At 69.6% G+C, this 16,396-nt stretch carries 13 protein-coding genes; 6 read left to right on the top strand and 7 right to left on the bottom strand.

Annotated elements, in window-relative coordinates:
* Positions 1-60: 60 nt before the first annotated feature.
* Positions 61-474, top strand: coding sequence for a roadblock/LC7 domain-containing protein (locus QA861_RS27560; RefSeq protein WP_334591298.1), 414 nt, complete (start codon positions 61-63; stop codon positions 472-474).
* 127 nt (positions 475-601) lie between these two features.
* Positions 602-1,624 carry a DUF6397 family protein gene (locus QA861_RS27555; protein ID WP_334591296.1) on the top strand — a complete coding sequence of 341 codons (1,023 nt, stop codon included), beginning with the start codon at positions 602-604 and terminating at the stop codon, positions 1,622-1,624.
* A gap of 13 nt (positions 1,625-1,637) precedes the next feature.
* Here the strand turns inward: QA861_RS27555 and QA861_RS27550 are convergent, their stop codons facing one another.
* Positions 1,638-2,507 carry an acyl-CoA thioesterase gene (locus tag QA861_RS27550; protein WP_334591294.1) on the bottom strand — a complete coding sequence of 290 codons (870 nt, stop codon included), beginning with the start codon at positions 2,505-2,507 and terminating at the stop codon, positions 1,638-1,640.
* Positions 2,508-2,526: 19 nt separating this feature from the next.
* Entirely contained in the window at positions 2,527-5,040 is a 2,514-nt protein-coding gene (locus tag QA861_RS27545; protein ID WP_334591293.1) for a DEAD/DEAH box helicase, read from the bottom strand.
* 145 nt (positions 5,041-5,185) lie between these two features.
* On the opposite strand from QA861_RS27545, the gene QA861_RS27540 reads away from it, so the two are divergent.
* Positions 5,186-5,980 (top strand): metal-dependent hydrolase, encoded by a 795-nt coding sequence (locus QA861_RS27540; RefSeq protein WP_334591291.1) that lies wholly within the window; start codon positions 5,186-5,188, stop codon positions 5,978-5,980.
* 38 nt (positions 5,981-6,018) lie between these two features.
* Here QA861_RS27540 and QA861_RS27535 read toward each other — a convergent pair whose 3' ends face one another.
* The 4 genes from QA861_RS27535 to QA861_RS27520 all read right to left on the bottom strand — a co-directional run bounded on the left by QA861_RS27535 (position 6,019) and on the right by QA861_RS27520 (position 10,532).
* Complete coding sequence (locus QA861_RS27535; RefSeq protein ID WP_334591290.1) at positions 6,019-6,276, bottom strand: type B 50S ribosomal protein L31; 258 nt, start codon at positions 6,274-6,276, stop codon at positions 6,019-6,021.
* Positions 6,277-6,336: 60 nt separating this feature from the next.
* Positions 6,337-6,807 (bottom strand): DUF5709 domain-containing protein, encoded by a 471-nt coding sequence (locus tag QA861_RS27530; RefSeq protein ID WP_334591289.1) that lies wholly within the window; start codon positions 6,805-6,807, stop codon positions 6,337-6,339.
* Between the two features lie 141 nt (positions 6,808-6,948).
* Entirely contained in the window at positions 6,949-8,730 is a 1,782-nt protein-coding gene (locus tag QA861_RS27525) for an ABC transporter ATP-binding protein (protein WP_334591287.1), read from the bottom strand.
* A complete protein-coding gene (locus QA861_RS27520) occupies positions 8,727-10,532 on the bottom strand; it encodes an ABC transporter ATP-binding protein (RefSeq protein ID WP_334594860.1) in 1,806 nt (601 codons plus the stop codon). The genes QA861_RS27525 and QA861_RS27520 overlap by 4 nt, the downstream gene beginning before the upstream one ends.
* Positions 10,533-10,736: 204 nt before the next feature.
* Between QA861_RS27520 and QA861_RS27515 the strand changes: the two genes are divergently transcribed.
* Positions 10,737-12,365, top strand: a complete 1,629-nt coding sequence (locus QA861_RS27515) for a peptide-N4-asparagine amidase (protein WP_334591286.1) — start codon at positions 10,737-10,739, stop codon at positions 12,363-12,365.
* A gap of 154 nt (positions 12,366-12,519) precedes the next feature.
* Entirely contained in the window at positions 12,520-13,896 is a 1,377-nt protein-coding gene (locus tag QA861_RS27510) for a cation:dicarboxylate symporter family transporter (RefSeq protein ID WP_334591285.1), read from the top strand.
* A 71-nt stretch (positions 13,897-13,967) separates the two neighbouring features.
* Here the strand turns inward: QA861_RS27510 and QA861_RS27505 are convergent, their stop codons facing one another.
* Positions 13,968-14,438, bottom strand: coding sequence for a MarR family winged helix-turn-helix transcriptional regulator (locus QA861_RS27505; protein WP_334591284.1), 471 nt, complete (start codon positions 14,436-14,438; stop codon positions 13,968-13,970).
* A 100-nt stretch (positions 14,439-14,538) separates the two neighbouring features.
* Between QA861_RS27505 and QA861_RS27500 the strand changes: the two genes are divergently transcribed.
* Positions 14,539-16,338, top strand: a complete 1,800-nt coding sequence (locus QA861_RS27500) for an ABC transporter ATP-binding protein (RefSeq protein WP_334591283.1) — start codon at positions 14,539-14,541, stop codon at positions 16,336-16,338.
* Positions 16,339-16,396 lie beyond the last annotated feature (58 nt).

Below are 16,396 nucleotides of genomic sequence, written 5' to 3'. Positions count from 1 at the left end.
GAAGGCTGGCTGACCAGATCCTTCGGCTTGGAGGACCTGTTGTACGGGGAGATCGGAAACATGGCGGAGAAGCAAGGACTTGGCTGGCTTCTGGACGATCTGACCGAGCGTGTCGAACACATACGACATGCCCTGGTCCTGTCGAACGACGGGCTGGTGACCGGTGCGAGTACGGGACTTCGACGTGAGGACGCCGAGCATCTGGCCGCCGTGTCGTCGGGCCTGCACAGCCTGGCGAAGGGCTCGGGACGTCACTTCGGCGCGGGCAGAGTGCGTCAGACGATGATCGAGTTCGACGACGCGGTGCTGTTCGTCACGGCGGCCGGCACCGGCAGCTGTCTGTGCGTGCTCAGCGCCGCCGAGGCCGACATCGGCCAGATCGCCTACGAGATGACACTGCTCGTCAATCGGGTCGGCGAACACCTCGACGTGGACGCCAGGCAACCCGCAAACATTCCGACATCAGACCTCTGACCTGCGGAAACGGCGCCCCGGCGTAAGTTATCCACAGCCTCGCCGGGCCGGGCGCCAAACCGGATACGGTTTTTCCCAGGGCCGGCGCACACGGCGCGGGCCATCCACTCCACGGGGGAGACCGACCATGTCAGGCATCAGCATCACGCCACCCGCTCAGACCGCCACCACACCGCCCACCGGCACGCTCCGAACCTCCGGCGGGCCCTTCGCACCGAGCCGTGCCGCACGTGAACTGGGATTGAAGCGGCGTGAGTTCGACCTCGCGGTCCACCTCGGGTGCGTCCGGACCGTTCCTGACGAAGGAGGCGGCGGCCGACGCGTCGACCGTGACGAGATCCACCGGCTGCGCAACGACGAAAACTTCCCCGAGACACTGCGCGAACGCGTCCGGGCGGTGGGCACGGCCGATGGCGCGAAGCTCATGGATGTGACGCCCACCCGGTTCACCCGCCTGGCGCGACTGGGCCTGGTGACACCGGTGACCTTCTACCTCAACCGCTACCGGGCCGTGGTGTGGCTGTATCTCGCCGACGAACTAAGGCAGTTCGCGGTCGGCGAGGACAGCGCCCCGCTACTGACCGGCCGCACCTCGCAGAGTCTGCGCGACCAACTCGAAGCAGGCCTGGACCGGCGGCCCCGCAACTGGCGGGGACGGCAACTGGGATTCCTGCTCCGGCCGGCCTGCGACCCGTGGGCGCGGGCCGCGGTCGTGGCGTCCTTCCTCGACCCCGCCCAGGTCGCGGAAATCGTCGACGACCCTTACGAACGCGCCTATGTGAACCGCTTGCGGCCGGAACAGCCGGCCCACGGCCTGCCGGGTTCGCCCACCGCCGGTCTCGCCGAACGGATCATGACGGCGGACGATCCGGACGAGATCCTCTGGCTTCGCGCGGACCTGACCGTAACGCTGGCCGAGGCCCGCGACCACCGACCCGCACCGCGCCCTACGTCGGAACCGGCCCCGCCCGCGCACGAAGCGCTCGAACAGCAGCGCGTCCGGCCCGTGCCCGTGCCCGTGCAGCACGGCAGCCGACCGGAGGTGGCCGGGCGAGCCGGCGAACCAGAGCGAACCCGCGGCCTGTTGGGCCGCCTGCGCGGCAGAAACCCACGACCCGCACGGGACCGCGAGCGCGCCGCGCGGGTCTGAGCCGGCCGACGTCTCAGCTCAGTTTCCGGAACAACCCCTCCTGGACCACGGAGACGAGCAGCCTGCCCTCGACGTCGTAGATCCGGCCGCGGGCCAGTCCGCGCCCGCCCGTGGCGATGGGCGACTCCTGGTCGTACAGGAACCACTCGTCCGCGCGGAACGGCCGGTGAAACCACATGGCGTGGTCCAGCGAGGCCATGTCGAAGGTCCGCGGGCCGAACAGGGGCTCCACCGGGAGGCGGACGGCGTCCAGCAGCGTCATGTCGCTGGCGTACGTCAGCGCACAGGTGTGGACGAGCGGGTCGTCTCCCAGCGGGCCGACGGTGCGCATCCACACCGCGCTGCGCGGTTCCAACCGCTGGACCTCCTCGGGGGTCCAGAGCAATCGGTCCACATAACGGATGTCGAAGGGCTGACGGCGCGCCATACGTTCGAACTGCTCGGGCAGCGCGCCGAGATGCTCCTTGATCTCCTGGGTGACGTTCGGCAGGGACTCCGGATCGGGGACCTTCCGGGCCGGCGGCAGCTGATGTTCGAAGCTGCCTTCCTCGGGCTTGTGAAAGGAGGCGGTGAGATTGAAGATCGTGCGGCCCTGCTGCACGGCCGTGACCCGCCGGGTCGTGAACGACCGGCCGTCACGGACCCGTTCGACCTGGTACACGATCGGCACGCCCGGACGGCCCGGGCGCAGGAAGTACGCGTGCAGCGAGTGCACAGGACGCTCGCCGTCCGTGGTGCGCCCGGCGGCGACCAGGGCCTGGCCCGCCACCTGGCCGCCGAAGACCCGCTGGAGGGATTCGTCGGGGCTGCGGCCACGAAAGATGTTGACCTCGATCTGCTCCAGGTCCAGCAGGTCGACGAGTCTCTCGGCTGCGTTCGTCATGGGTGCGATTCTCCTGTTTTCACAGCTGACCGACGGCCGTCACCTTGATGACCGCACGGCCCTCCGTGTCGGAGGCCACGAGGTCGACTTCCGCGCTGATGCCCCAGTCGTGGTCGCCGTTCGGGTCGGCGAAGGTCTGCCGGACGCGCCACAGCCTGTTCTGCGGCTCCTCCTCGATCATCAGCAGCCGGGGGCCGCGGGCGTCGGGGCCGGTGCCGAGGTCCTCGTACTCGTCCCAGTACTTGTCCATCGCCTCGCCCCACGCGTCGGCGTCCCAGCCGGCCTCCGCGTCCAGTTCACCGAGAGCTGCCACCTGGTCGAGCGCGGCCAGTTCGACGCGGCGGAACATGGCATTGCGGACGAGGACACGGAAGGCCCGCGCGTTGGCCGTGACCGGCTTGACCTGGTCCGCTTTTTCCTGGGCCTCCTCGGCGGTCATCACCTCCGGGTTGGCGAGCTGCTCCCACTCGTCCAGGAGGCTGGAGTCGACCTGACGCACCATCTCGCCCAGCCAGGCGATCAGATCCTGCAGATCCTCGGACTTGAGGTCGTCCGGGACGGTGTGGTCGAGGGCCTTGAAGGCGCCGGCGAGATAGCGCAGCACGATGCCCTCGGTGCGGGCCAGATCGTAGTGGGAGACCAACTCGGTGAAGGACATGGCGCGTTCGTACATGTCACGGATGACGGACTTGGGGGAGAGAGGATGATCGCCGACCCACGGGTGGCTCTTGCGGTAGGTGTCGTAGGCGTGGAAGAGCAGCTCTTCCAACGGCTTCGGGTACGAGACGTCCTGGAGGCGCTCCATGCGCTCCTCGTACTCGACGCCGTCCGCCTTCATCGCCGCGACCGCCTCGCCGCGCGCCTTGTTCTGCTGGGCCGCGAGAATCTGGCGCGGGTCGTCCAGCGTGGACTCGACGACCGACACCATGTCCAGCGCGTACGACGGCGACTCGGGGTCGAGGAGCTCGAACGAGGCCAGCGCGAAGGTCGACAGCGGCTGGTTCAGCGCGAAGTCCTGCTGGAGATCCACGGTCAGCCGCACGATGCGTCCCGTCGGGTCGGGCACGTCCAGCTTCTCGACGACACCGCCGTCCAGCAGCGAGCGGTAGATGGCGATCGCGCGCCGGATGTGCCGCAGTTGCTGCTTGCGCGGCTCGTGGTTGTCCTCCAGAAGGTGCCGCATCGCGTCGAAGGCGTTGCCGGGGCGGGCGATCACCGACAGCAGCATGGTGTGGGTCACCCGGAAACGCGAGGTCAGCGGCTCCGGATCGGAGGTGATCAGCTTCTCGAAGGTGCTGTCCGACCAGCCGACAAAACCCTCGGGCGCCTTCTTGCGGACCACCTTGCGGCGCTTCTTCGGGTCGTCGCCCGCCTTGGCGAGCGACTTCTCGTTCTCGATGACGTGCTCGGGCGCCTGCGCGACGACGAAGCCCGCCGTGTCGAAGCCCGCGCGGCCCGCCCGGCCGGCGATCTGGTGGAACTCACGCGCGCGCAGGGTCCGTACGCGACTGCCGTCGTACTTCGTCAGCGCCGTGAACAGCACCGTACGGATGGGCACGTTGACACCGACGCCCAGTGTGTCCGTACCGCAGATGACCTTCAACAAGCCTGCCTGGGCCAGCTTCTCGACCAGCCGGCGGTACTTGGGAAGCATGCCGGCGTGATGGACACCGATGCCGTGCCGGACGTAGCGGGACAGGTTCTGGCCGAACTTGGTGGTGAAGCGGAAGTTGCCGATCAGGTCGGCGATCTTGTCCTTCTCCTCACGCGTGCACATGTTGATACTCATCAGCGCCTGTGCGCGCTCCACCGCCTGCGCCTGCGTGAAGTGCACGATGTAGACGGGCGCCTGCCTCGTCTCCAGCAGCTCCGTCAGCGTCTCGGTCATGGGCGTCAGCTTGTACTCGTACGACAGCGGGACCGGACGGACCGCCGAGCGGACCACCGAGGTCGGGCGGCCGGTACGGCGGGTGAGGTCCTTCTCGAACATCGCGACGTCGCCCAGCGTCGCCGACATCAGGATGAACTGCGCCTGCGGCAGCTCAAGGATCGGGATCTGCCAGGCCCAGCCGCGGTCGCCCTCGGCGTAGAAGTGGAACTCGTCCATCACGACCTGGTTGACATCCGCCTGCTTGCCGTCGCGCAGCGCGATGGACGCCAGCACCTCGGCCGTGCAGCAGATGACGGGGGCATCGGAGTTGACGGAGGCGTCGCCGGTCAGCATGCCGACGTTCTCCGTGCCGAAGATCTTGCACAGCTCGAAGAACTTCTCCGAGACCAGGGCCTTGATCGGAGCGGTGTAGAAGGTGACCTCGTCCCGGGCCAGCGCGGCGAAGTGCGCGCCCGCCGCGATCATGCTCTTGCCGGACCCGGTGGGCGTCGACACGATCACATTCGCACCCGAGACCACCTCGATCAGCGCCTCCTCCTGGTGCGGGTAGAGCGTGAGACCGCGCTCCTGGGCCCACGACTCGAAGGCTTCGTAGAGGGCGTCGGGGTCTGCGGTCTGCGGCAGCTGATCGATGAGGGTCACGCACCCATCTTGCCTGTGATCCCAGGTGATGGGGGAATCGGCCGCCCGCCCGAAGATCATGACCGCTACGCTGTGTCGCCGACGGAGCGTCAGCGCACCCGGTCAACTGGACAGCGGCGTACGAGGAATAGGGCGGAAAACGGCCATGATGGGACCAGCACACTCACTCTCGGGGGCCGCTGCCTGGCTCGGTGTCGGAGCCGCCGCGGCCGCGGCCGGCAAGCCGATGCCCTGGCCGGTGGTCCTGGTCGGTGCCCTGATCTGCGCCGGTGCCGCACTGGCCCCGGATCTCGACCACAAGGCGGCGACGATCTCGCGGGCCTTCGGACCGATCTCGCGCGGTCTGTGCGAGATCGTCGACAAGCTCTCCTACGCCGTCTACAAGGCGACGAAGAAGCAGGGCGATCCGCGCCGCTCGGGCGGGCACCGGACGCTGACGCACACCTGGCTGTGGGCGGTCCTGATCGGCGCGGGCGCCTCCGCCGTCGCGATCACCGGGGGCCGCTGGGGGGTGCTGGCGCTCCTCTTCGTGCACATCGTGCTCGCCATCGAAGGCCTGCTGTGGCGGGCGACCCGTGGCTCCAGCGCCGACATCCTGGTCTGGCTGCTGGCCGCGACCAGTGCCTGGATCCTGGCCGGTGTGCTCGACAAGCCGGGCAACGGCTCGGACTGGCTGTTCACCGACCCGGGGCAGACGTACCTGTGGCTCGGGCTGCCGATCGTCCTGGGCGCGCTGGTGCACGACATCGGGGACGCGCTGACGGTGTCCGGCTGCCCGGTCCTGTGGCCGATCCCGATCGGCCGCAAGCGCTGGTATCCGATCGGTCCGCCGAAGGCGCTGCGGTTCCGGGCGGGCAGCTGGGTCGAGCTGAAGGTGCTCATGCCGGCGTTCATGCTGCTCGGGGGAGTGGGCTGCGCGGCGGCGCTCAACTTCATCTGAGGCCGATCCGCCGGACGCCGGCTGCTGAGACGGTCGTCTCAGCTCTGGCCCTCCGTGCCGCCGTATCGCCGTTCGAACGCGGCGACGCGGCCCTCGGTGTCCACCGTCCGCGCCTTGCCGGTGTAGAACGGGTGGCTCTCCGAGGAGATCTCCACGTCCACGACCGGGTACGTCTCGCCGTCGTCCCACTCGATGGTCTGCTCGCTCGTCGCGGTGGACCGGGTCAGGAAGGCGTATCCGGCGGTCCGGTCCCGGAAGACGACCGGCTGGTAGGCGGGCTGCTTGTCCTGCTGCATGGGCGTTCTCCTCGCTCGAACGGTCGACGGCCCCACCGGGCCCTCTGGACAGGGGGGCGGTCAGCCGGACAGAGCGTCCTCGTCGACGATGTGCATCGCGGCCTCCTCGGCCGAGGCCGCGGCGCCGTCGATCCCCACGTCGGTGGCGATCAGCCCGCTCTCCTCGTCCTCGTGCGCGCCCTCGTCCGGGGCCACCAGGCGACCGGAGCGGGCGGCGCCCACCTCGTTGTCCAGCGGCTCGCCGTCGGTCCCCGAGCAGTCGCCGATGCCGTCGCCGTCCGATGCCGCGATGTCCGGCAGTTCCTCGGCAAGGCGCCGGTCGAGGGTCTCGCCCTGACGACGCTCCGCCGCCGTCACACCGGAGCGCTCCACCGCCCAGGGCCGGTCCGGAGGGGACCAGCCGCGGTCGAGGGGGTCATCGACTCCGTCGGTGACCAGGGTGTCCTCGGCATCCAGCAGACCCGCGTCGTCCTGTACCTCGGATCCGTCGGGCTGGTAGACGTCGTCTCCCCATCCCTCGTCACTGTCCACGGGTACCTCCAGGTGCGTGGGGACCGGCCCCGGCGCCGCCCACAGGGGCGGGCAGCCGCTTCCAGCGTTCCACTCATCGTCGGGACCGCGCAACGGGACGAAGCCGACCCGGCCCCGTCCCGCCGCCCGGGCACCGGTGCGTCACCCGTGCCACGACCGCCACAGCGCCGCGTACGCCCCGTCCGCCGCGACCAGCTCGTCGTGGCTGCCCAGCTCGCTGATCCGGCCGTTCTCCACTACGGCGATGACGTCCGCGTCATGGGCCGTGTGCAGCCGGTGGGCGATGGCGACGACCGTACGGCCGTCCAGGACCCGGGCCAGGGACCGCTCCAGATGACGGGCCGCGCGCGGGTCGAGGAGCGAGGTCGCCTCGTCCAGGACCAGCGTGTGCGGGTCGGCCAGGACCAGCCGGGCCAGCGCGATCTGCTGGGCCTGCGCCGGGGTGAGCGCGGCCCCGCCCGACCCGACCTCGGTGTCCAGGCCCTCGTCGAGGGCCCGGGCCCAGCCGTCCGCGTCGACCGCGCCCAGCGCCGCCCACAGCTCTGCGTCCCCCGCGTCAGTGCGGGCGAGCAGCAGGTTGTCGCGCAGGGAGCCGACGAAGACGTGGTGCTCCTGGTTGACCAGCGCGACGTGCGAGCGGACCTCCTCGGCGGGCATCCTGGACAGCTCGGCGCCGCCCATCGTGACACGGCCGGTCCGGGGGGCGTAGATCCCGGCGAGCAGCCTGCCCAGCGTGGACTTCCCCGCGCCCGAGGGGCCCACCAGAGCCAGCCGGGTGCCGGGCGCGACCTCCAGGGAGACCTTGCGCAGGACGTCCACACCCTCCCGGTAGCCGAAGTGCACCTGGTCCGCGTGCACGTCCCGACCCTCCGGGGCCAGCGAGGAGTCCCCGGCGTCCGGCTCGATGTCCCGGACCCCGACCAGCCGGGCCAGCGACACCTGAGCGACCTGGAGCTCGTCGTACCAGCGCAGGATGATTCCCACCGGGTCGACGAGCATCTGGGCGAGCAGTGCGCTGGTGGTCAGCTGACCCACGTCGATCCAGCCCTGGAGCACGAACACCCCGCCGATCATGAGCACCGAGCACAGCACGGTCACATGGGTGGCGTTGATGACCGGGAAGAGCACGCACCGCAGCCACAGCGTGTAGCGCTCCCAGGCCGTCCACTCCCTGACCCTCCGGTCCGACAGCTCGATCCGGCGGTCGCCGAGGCGGTGGGCCTCGATGGTCCGCCCGGCGTCCACGGTCTCCGCGAGCACGGCGGCGACAGCGGCGTACCCGGCGGCCTCCGCGCGGTAGCCGGAGGGCGCGCGCCGGAAGTACCAGCGGCAGCCGATCGTCAGGAGCGGCACGGCGAGCAGTACGGCGGGCGCCAGCGGCGGCGCGGTGACGACGAGGCCGCCGAGCAGCAGCGCCGCCCACACCACACCGATGGCGAGCTGCGGCACCGCCTCGCGCATCGCGTTGGCGAGCCGGTCGATGTCGGTGGTGATGCGGGAGAGCAGGTCACCCGTGCCCGCCCGTTCCAGGACACCGGGCGGCAGCCCGACCGCCCGGACGAGGAAGTCCTCGCGCAGGTCGGCCAGCATCCGCTCGCCGAGCATCGCGCCGCGCAGCCGCACCTGCCGTACGAACAAGGCCTGTACGACCAGCGCGACGGCGAACAGGCCGACAGCGAGCTCCAGATGGAGTTCCCGGGTGTTGTCCGAGACCCGTTCGACGAGGTCACCCAGCAGGTAGGGGCCGGACATGGAGGCCATGACGGAGACCGTGTTGACCGTGACCAGCAGCAGGAAGGCACGGCGGTGCCTGCGGAACAGTTCGGCCACATAGGCGCGTACGGTCGCGGAGGCGCCGACCGGCAGGGTGCTCGCCGTTGTCGGGGCCGCCGGGTCGTACGCCGGTGGCGCCACGCCGATCATGCCGTCTCTCCGATTTCCTTGAGTTCTTCGAGTTCATTCAGTTCATCCAGGTCGTCGCCGACGGACGCCTCGTCCTCGGTCTCACGGGTCACCACGGCCCGGTACCGCGTGTCCGTGCGTACCAGTTCGCGATGCACACCGACCGCCGCGACCTCGCCGTCGTGGACCAGCACGACCCGGTCCGCGTGGTCGAGGAGCAGCGGTGAGGAGGTGAACACGACCGTCGTCCGGCCGGCGCGCAACTCCCGTACCCCGTCCGCGATCCTGGCCTCGGTGTGCGAGTCGACCGCCGACGTCGGTTCGTCGAGGACGAGCACCTCGGGGTCCGTGATCAGCGACCGGGCCAGCGCCAGTCGCTGGCGTTGCCCGCCCGACAACGACCGTCCCCGCTCGGTGATCCGGGCGTCCAAGGGGTCCTCGGCGTCCAGCGAGCCCTGGACGAGCGCCTCCAGCACGTCCCGGCACTGTGCGGCGGCCAGCGCGTCGGTGGCGCTCACCGCACCCGAGGAGGGCACGTCGAGCAGTTCGCGCAGCGAACCGGAGAGGAGTACGGGGTCCTTGTCCTGGACGAGGACTGCCGTGCGGGTGCTGGAGAGCGGCAGCTCGTCCAGCGGTACGCCACCGAGGAGCGCCGACGTGCCCTTCTCGGAAGGGTGTCCGCCGAGCCGCTCCGCCAGCAGACCCGCCGCGTCCGGATCGCCGCACACCACGGCGGTCAGACACCCGGCGGGTGCCAGCAGCCCGGTCGCTGGGTCGTACAGATCCCCGGTCGGCACCGCCGCGTCGAGTGAGCCCGCGGTGTCCGTGGCGCGCTCCAGGGACAGCACCCGCGCGGCCCGTTTCGCGGACGGCCGGGAGAAGGAGTACGCCATGGCGATCTCCTCGAAGTGCCGCAGAGGGTACGACAAAAGCATGACCGCGCTGTACACGGTGACCAGTTCCCCGACGGTGATCCGGCCCTGCCTGGCCAGGTGCACGCCGTGCCAGACGACCGCGATCATCAGCAGGCCCGGCAGCAGCACCTGGATCGCCGAGATCAGCGCCCACATACGGGCGCTGCGCACGGCCGCGTGCCGTACCTCCTGCGAGGCCCGGCGATAGCGGTCGAGAAAGAGTTCCTCGCCGCCGATGCCACGCAGCACCCGCAGTCCCGCGACGGTGTCCGAGGCCAGTTCGGTCGCGCGGCCCGCCTTCTCACGCTGGAAGTCGGCCCGCCGGGTGGCCCTGGGCAACAGCGGCAGTACCGCGAGGGCGAGCACCGGGATGCCCACGGCGACGACGATGCCGAGTGCCGGCTGGTAGACGTACAGGCCGACGCAGACCAGGACGACGGTCAGTGCGGCGGCGGTGAACCGGGAGACGGCTTCCACGAACCAGCCGATCTTCTCCACGTCCCCCGTGGAGACGGCGACGATCTCACCGGCCGCGACCCGCCGCGTCAGCGCGGAGCCCAACTGGGCGGTCCTGCGGGCCAGCAGTTGCTGGACCCGGGCGGCGGCCGTGATCCAGTTGGTGACCGCGGCTCGGTGCAGCATGCTGTCGCCGAGCGCGATGGCGATGCCGCACAGCACCATCAGCCCGCCCGCGAGAGCCAGCTTCTGGCCCGAGCGGTCGACGACGGCCTGGACGGCGAACCCGACGCCGAACGGCAGCCCGGAGACGGCCACGAAGTGCACCAGTCCCCAGGCGAGGGAGGTGAGCTGCCCGCCGAGCTGGTTGCGGAAGAGCCACCACAGGAATCTTGGGCCGGAGCGCGCGTCGGGTACACCGGGGTCCGGATACGGAAGGTCTTGGATCTTCATGACGTCCCAGTGGCTCGCATCTCGCATGAGGGGGTGAATGTGGGGGGTGGGAGGGGCCGGGAAGGCCTACAACGGGCCGTGAAAGGTTCGCGTCACACCGTGCTCGGAGGCAAACGGTTTTCCGGCGAGAGGCGTGGATTCGGCCCGATTGGCGGTTGTTCGCCTCATTGCCGTGCGGGGCCGACTGGCCGTAGAACACCGGCCATGAGAAGCCGGATCTTCATGTCCATGCTTGCCGGAGCGACCCTTCTGGCGGGCACCCTCCTTGGGGCGGGTCCCGCCCAGTCGGCTGCGGCAGCCGCCCGCCCGGTCGACGTCCCCGCCGAGTTCGGCACCGACTGGCACGACCCGGTCACCGCCGCGCCACCGGTCACCCGGCCGGCCGGCTCACCGTCCTGCGAAGTCACCGTGGCAGAGGCCCAGTTCAAGGACTTCACCCCCTTCGAGGGTACGTACACGCCCCCGAGCGGCTGCGGCGCGAGTTGGAGCAAGGTCGTGCTGCGGATGGACGGCAAGGTCAAAGGCCGTCAGTACGACCGCCTCGGCTATCTCCACATCGGCGGCGTCGAAGTCCTCCGGACCTCCACTCCGCAGCCCTCGCCCGACGGCATCTCGTGGTCCGTCGAGAAGGACGTCACGCGCTACAGCGACACCCTGAGCAGGGCCCAGCCCGTCGAGATGCTCATCGGCAACGTTGTCGACGACACCTACACCGGCATCCTCGACGTCAAGGTCTCGCTGACGTTCTACGCGGGGACACCCGCCGCGAGGGACACCCCCGACCGCGTTCTCACCCTCCGCGACGGCACCCTCACCACCCCGCGCAACAGCGAACGCGTCGTCGCCGAGGTGTACGCGACGGGGTCCGGCGGCGGCTGCGAGGAGTACTGGTACCTCACGGTCCCGGACGCCGCTCCCTACTCCTGCAAGGCCACGGGTGGCCCGTACCGCGAGGTGCAGATCAAGGTCGACGGTCAACTGGCCGGAATCGCCGCCCCGTTCCCGACGGTGTGGACAGGCGGTTGGTCCAACCCCTTTCTCTGGTACGTGATTCCGGGACCGCGCGCCTTCGACATCAAACCGATCGAATACGATCTCACCCCCTTCGCCGGGCTCCTCAACGACGGCCGCCGGCATGACGTGGAGGTCTCCGTCGTCGGCGTTCCGCAAGGGCAGGCAGGCTGGAGCACCCCCGTCAACGTCCTCGTCTGGCAGGACGCCGAGCGTGCTCGCGTCACCGGACGGCTCACCGCCCACCGTGCGGGCGACCTCGTCAACTCCTCGACGTATACGCCCGGTTCGGCCGACGAGCAGCACCGCCTCGACACCGACGGCGCGCACCGGCTGACCGTCGCCGGGTACGTCGACACCTCGCACGGCCGGGTCGTCACCACCGTCGGCCGCGCCCTCACCAACACCTCCGTGCACCGCTGGACCGACGGCGAGAACGCCGATGGACTCTCCGGCACCTGGACGGACGCGGAGAGCGTCACCGTCGACGGGCGCGGGCCGGCCACGACGACCCGCACCGCTCGGACGTACACGATGGACGGCACGACCACGCTCGGCGCGGGCGACCGGCTGCGAACCGTGCTCACACTGGGCGACCGGGAGGCCGTGACCGAGACGTCGGCGGGCCGGCGGCCGGCGTGGTCGTGGCTCGACGACGCGTACACGGGCGACGCGACGTATACGGCGAACGTGCCCCGCGATCAGCGGCACGCGGTCGGGACGACGAGCGAGCGCTACCGGCTGTACGGCTCGGCCGGATGCCACGACCGTGCGCTGGTGACCGTGCAGGGAGTCCTCACGCGGGACCGAAACCGCTGCTGACGACGCCGTCAAGCGCACTGTGAGCGCGCTGTGGGGGCGGTCGAGGATTTACACGGCCGTCATACGCAGTTCGCAGACGACGCGAACAACTGATCAATAGTGTGCGACGCGGAAGCACTTTTCCGCATCCCAGAAACCTCCTGGAGGAGTGCTCGTGCCGCAGTCCGTACCGTCCCTGCCGCGACGCGTCGCACGCATACTGCGTACCTCACTGTTCGTGCAGGTTGCCTGCGCGCTCGTGCTCGGAATCGTCGTCGGGAAGCTGTGGCCCGACGTGGCCACGGATCTTCAGCCGCTCGGCGACGGTTTCACCCGGCTCATCAAGACGATCATCTCGCCGCTCGTGTTCTGTGTGGTCGTCGTCGGCATCGCCAAGGCCGGTGACCTGAAGGCCTTCGGCCGGATCGGACTCAAGGCCCTCATCTGGTTCGAGGTGGCGAGCACGCTCGCCCTGATCATCGGGCTCCTCGCCGCCAACCTCGTCCAGCCCGGCTCGGGGATGCACGTCGATCCGTCCACGCTCGACACCTCGGCGGTCGACGCGAAGACGGGCGGCGGCTCGCTGCCCTCGACGACCGAGTTCATCGTCAACGCCATCCCCACCAGTTTCATCGGCGCCTTCGCCGAGAACGAACTCCTCCAGGTGCTGATCCTGGCCTGTCTGGTGGGCGCCGCGCTGCTCCATCTCGGCCACACCAAGGTGCCGAAGGTGCTGCCCGCCATCGAGCAGGCCCAGGAGATCATCTTCGCGGTCGTCGGCTTCATCATGCGCCTCGCCCCGATCGCCGTGTTCGGCGCGATGGCCGTCCTGATCGGGCAGTACGGACTCGGCGTGATCGAGACGTACGCCAAGCTGATCATCCTCTGCTACGCGGCTGCCGCGCTCTTCATCGCGCTGCTGGGCGTCGCCCTCAAGATGGTCACCGGGCTCAGCCTCTGGAAGTTCCTCCGCTACATCCGTGAGGAGATGCTCCTCGCGTTGGGCACCGCATCCACCGAGTCCGTGATGCCCCGCGTGATGCTGAAGCTGCGCAAGGCCGGTGCCCGCGACGACGCCGTCGGTCTGGTGCTGCCCACCGGGTACTCCTTCAACCTCGACGGAGCCTCGCTCTATCTCTCCATCGGCACCCTGTTCATCGCCCAGGCCGTGGGTGTGGACCTCAGCCTCGGCCAGCAGATCACCGTGGTCCTGGTGCTCATGCTCACCAGCAAGGGCATGGCCGGCATCCCCGGTTCGGCCTTCCTCGCCCTGTCCGCGACCGCCTCCTCGCTCGGCGCCATCCCGGCCGGAGCCGTCGCCCTGCTCCTCGGTGTCGACCGCATCATGGACTCGATGCGCGTCGTCACGAACCTGCTCGGCAACTGCGTCGCCGTCTTCGCGGTCTCCCGCTGGGAGGGCGCCCTGGACCTGGAGCGCGCGAAGAAGGTACTGAACGGCGACATCGTGATCACCGATGACACCAATGACACCGAAGAGGCCGAAAGTGCCGACGAGGCCGAGGTGGCCACCGTGAAGGAACCTGCGAGCTGACCTGCGCCGCTCGAACGGGTCGTGGGTCTCCTCCGGCGGTCACCGGAGGAGACCCACGACCCGTTTTTCTGTCAGCAGCGGCGCTCGGGCGGTGCGCCGACCCCGTCCATCAGCGTGTCCAGCAGGCCGCCCAGCACCATCCGCTGTTCGTCCGTCAGCGGCGCCAGGATCTCCTCCGCCGCCGCCCTGCGCGCTCCGCGCAACTCGCTCAGTGCCTTGCGTCCCTTGTCTGTGAGTTCGATCCGGATGACCCGACGGCTGTCGGGATCGGGCACCCGGCGCACCTTGCCGCTCGCCTCCAGCGCGTCCACCAGCGTCGTCACCGCCCGGGGCACGACCTCCAGGCGCTCCGCCAGATCGGCCATCCGGGGCGGGGAGTCATGGTGCTGGAGGTGGTGCGAGAGGGTGCGCAGCAGCCGGGACTGGGCCGGGGTGATGCCGACTCCGCGCTGTTCCAGCTGATGCTTGTGGCTGCGGTGCAGACGGCGGGTCAGACTCAGCAACTGGTCGGCGAGCGGACCGTCGGCGTCGGGGGAACTCATGCGGGAACAATATCAGGATGCAGTTCATTGTGAGTATAGGTAACAATGAGCTAAGCTCCGCCAGTCGTCGTCATCGTCACCGGTTCTCCCGAAGGAGCCCATGAAACCCGAGCAATCCACCTGGACCCCCTCCGCCGACTCGGTGGAGCAGCCGCGCCAGGTCCGCCGCATCCTGAAACTCTTCCGCCCCTACCGTGGCCGACTCGCCGTGGTCGGCCTGTTGGTGGCCGCAGCGTCCCTCGTGTCCGTCGCGACCCCCTTCCTCCTGAAGGAGACCCTCGACGTCGCGATCCCCGAAGGCCGCACCGGACTGCTCAGTCTGCTCGCCCTCGGCATGATCGTCAGCGCCGTCCTCGGCGGCGTCCTCGGTGTGCTGCAGACGCTGATCTCCACGACCGTGGGCCAGCGCGTCATGCACGACCTGCGGACGGCCGTCTACGGCCGCCTGCAGAACATGTCGCTCGCCTTCTTCACCCGCACCCGCACGGGCGAGGTGCAGTCCCGCATCGCCAACGACATCGGCGGTATGCAGGCCACCGTCACCTCGACCGCGACCTCCCTGGTCTCCAACTTCACCAGCGTCGTCGCCACGATCGTCGCGATGATCGCCCTCGACTGGCGACTGACCGCCGTCTCGCTGCTCCTGCTGCCGGTGTTCGTCTGGATCAGCCGCCGCGTCGGCAACGAACGCAAGCGGATCACCACCCAGCGCCAGAAGCAGATGGCCGCGATGGCCGCCACGGTCACCGAGTCGCTGTCGGTCAGCGGCATCCTGCTCGGCCGCACGATGGGGCGCTCCGACTCGCTCACCCGTTCCTTCGCCGAGGAGTCCGAAGGTCTGGTCGACCTCGAAGTGCGCTCCAGCATGGCCGGCCGCTGGCGGATGGCGGTCATCGGCATCGTCATGTCGGCCATGCCCGCCGTCATCTACTGGACCGCGGGTCTCGCTCTCCAGTTCGGCGGCCCGTCCGTCTCGATCGGCACGCTCGTCGCCTTCGTCTCGCTCCAGCAGGGACTGTTCCGGCCGGCCGTCAGTCTGCTCAGTACCGGCGTCCAGCTCCAGGCCTCACTCGCGCTCTTCCAGCGCATCTTCGAATACCTCGACCTGCCCATCGACATCACCGAACCGGAGAATCCGGTCCACCTCGACACGGTCAAGGGCGAAGTCCGGCTGGAGGACGTCGAGTTCCGCTACGACGACAAGAGCCGCCCGATCCTCGACGGCGTCGACATCACCGTCCCGGCGGGCGGCAGCCTGGCGATCGTCGGCCCGACCGGTGCGGGCAAGTCCACGCTGGGCCATCTCGTGCCCCGGCTGTACGACGTGACGGGCGGCCGGGTCACTATCGACGGCGTCGACGTCCGCGACCTCGACTTCGACACGCTCGCCCGCGCGGTCGGCGTCGTCTCCCAGGAGACGTACCTCTTCCACGCCACGGTCGCCGACAACCTGCGCTTCGCCAAACCGGACGCCACCGACGAGGAACTGCACGCGGCGGCGCGGGCGGCCCAGATCCATGACCACATCTCGTCCCTGCCCGACGGGTACGACACGGTCGTCGGCGAGCGCGGCCACCGCTTCTCCGGCGGCGAGAAACAGCGCCTCGCCATCGCCCGTACGATCCTGCGCGACCCGCCCGTCCTGATCCTGGACGAGGCGACCAGCGCCCTGGACACCCGCACCGAACACGCCGTCCAGGAAGCCATCGACGCCCTGTCGGCCAACCGCACCACACTCACCATCGCCCACCGCCTGTCCACCATCCGGGGCGCCGACCAGATCGTGGTCCTGGACTCCGGGCACGCGGTCGAACGGGGTACGCACGAGGAACTGCTGCGGCGGGACGGGCGGTACGCGGCGCTCGTACGCCGGGATGCCCAACTGGAGCCGACCGGGTGACATGTGCGGTCGGAGAAGATGAATATATGCCCGGTTTGTGACCTCATGCGGGTTACCG

The sequence above is a fragment of the Streptomyces sp. B21-083 genome (assembly GCF_036898825.1).
Lineage (GTDB): Bacteria > Actinomycetota > Actinomycetes > Streptomycetales > Streptomycetaceae > Streptomyces.
This window is presented reverse-complemented; position numbering and strand designations above follow the sequence as displayed.

Excerpts from the sequence above, each read along its gene's own strand:
- QA861_RS27540 (WP_334591291.1), top strand. The coding sequence starts at position 5,186 with ATGATGGGACCAGCACACTCACTCTCGGGGGCCGCTGCCTGGCTCGGT.
- QA861_RS27535 (WP_334591290.1), bottom strand. The coding sequence starts at position 6,276 with ATGCAGCAGGACAAGCAGCCCGCCTACCAGCCGGTCGTCTTCCGGGAC.
- QA861_RS27515 (WP_334591286.1), top strand. The coding sequence starts at position 10,737 with ATGAGAAGCCGGATCTTCATGTCCATGCTTGCCGGAGCGACCCTTCTG.
- QA861_RS27560 (WP_334591298.1), top strand. The coding sequence starts at position 61 with ATGGCGGAGAAGCAAGGACTTGGCTGGCTTCTGGACGATCTGACCGAG.
- QA861_RS27505 (WP_334591284.1), bottom strand. The coding sequence starts at position 14,438 with ATGAGTTCCCCCGACGCCGACGGTCCGCTCGCCGACCAGTTGCTGAGT.
- QA861_RS27500 (WP_334591283.1), top strand. The coding sequence starts at position 14,539 with ATGAAACCCGAGCAATCCACCTGGACCCCCTCCGCCGACTCGGTGGAG.
- QA861_RS27520 (WP_334594860.1), bottom strand. The coding sequence starts at position 10,532 with ATGAAGATCCAAGACCTTCCGTATCCGGACCCCGGTGTACCCGACGCG.
- QA861_RS27550 (WP_334591294.1), bottom strand. The coding sequence starts at position 2,507 with ATGACGAACGCAGCCGAGAGACTCGTCGACCTGCTGGACCTGGAGCAG.
- QA861_RS27555 (WP_334591296.1), top strand. The coding sequence starts at position 602 with ATGTCAGGCATCAGCATCACGCCACCCGCTCAGACCGCCACCACACCG.
- QA861_RS27525 (WP_334591287.1), bottom strand. The coding sequence starts at position 8,730 with ATGATCGGCGTGGCGCCACCGGCGTACGACCCGGCGGCCCCGACAACG.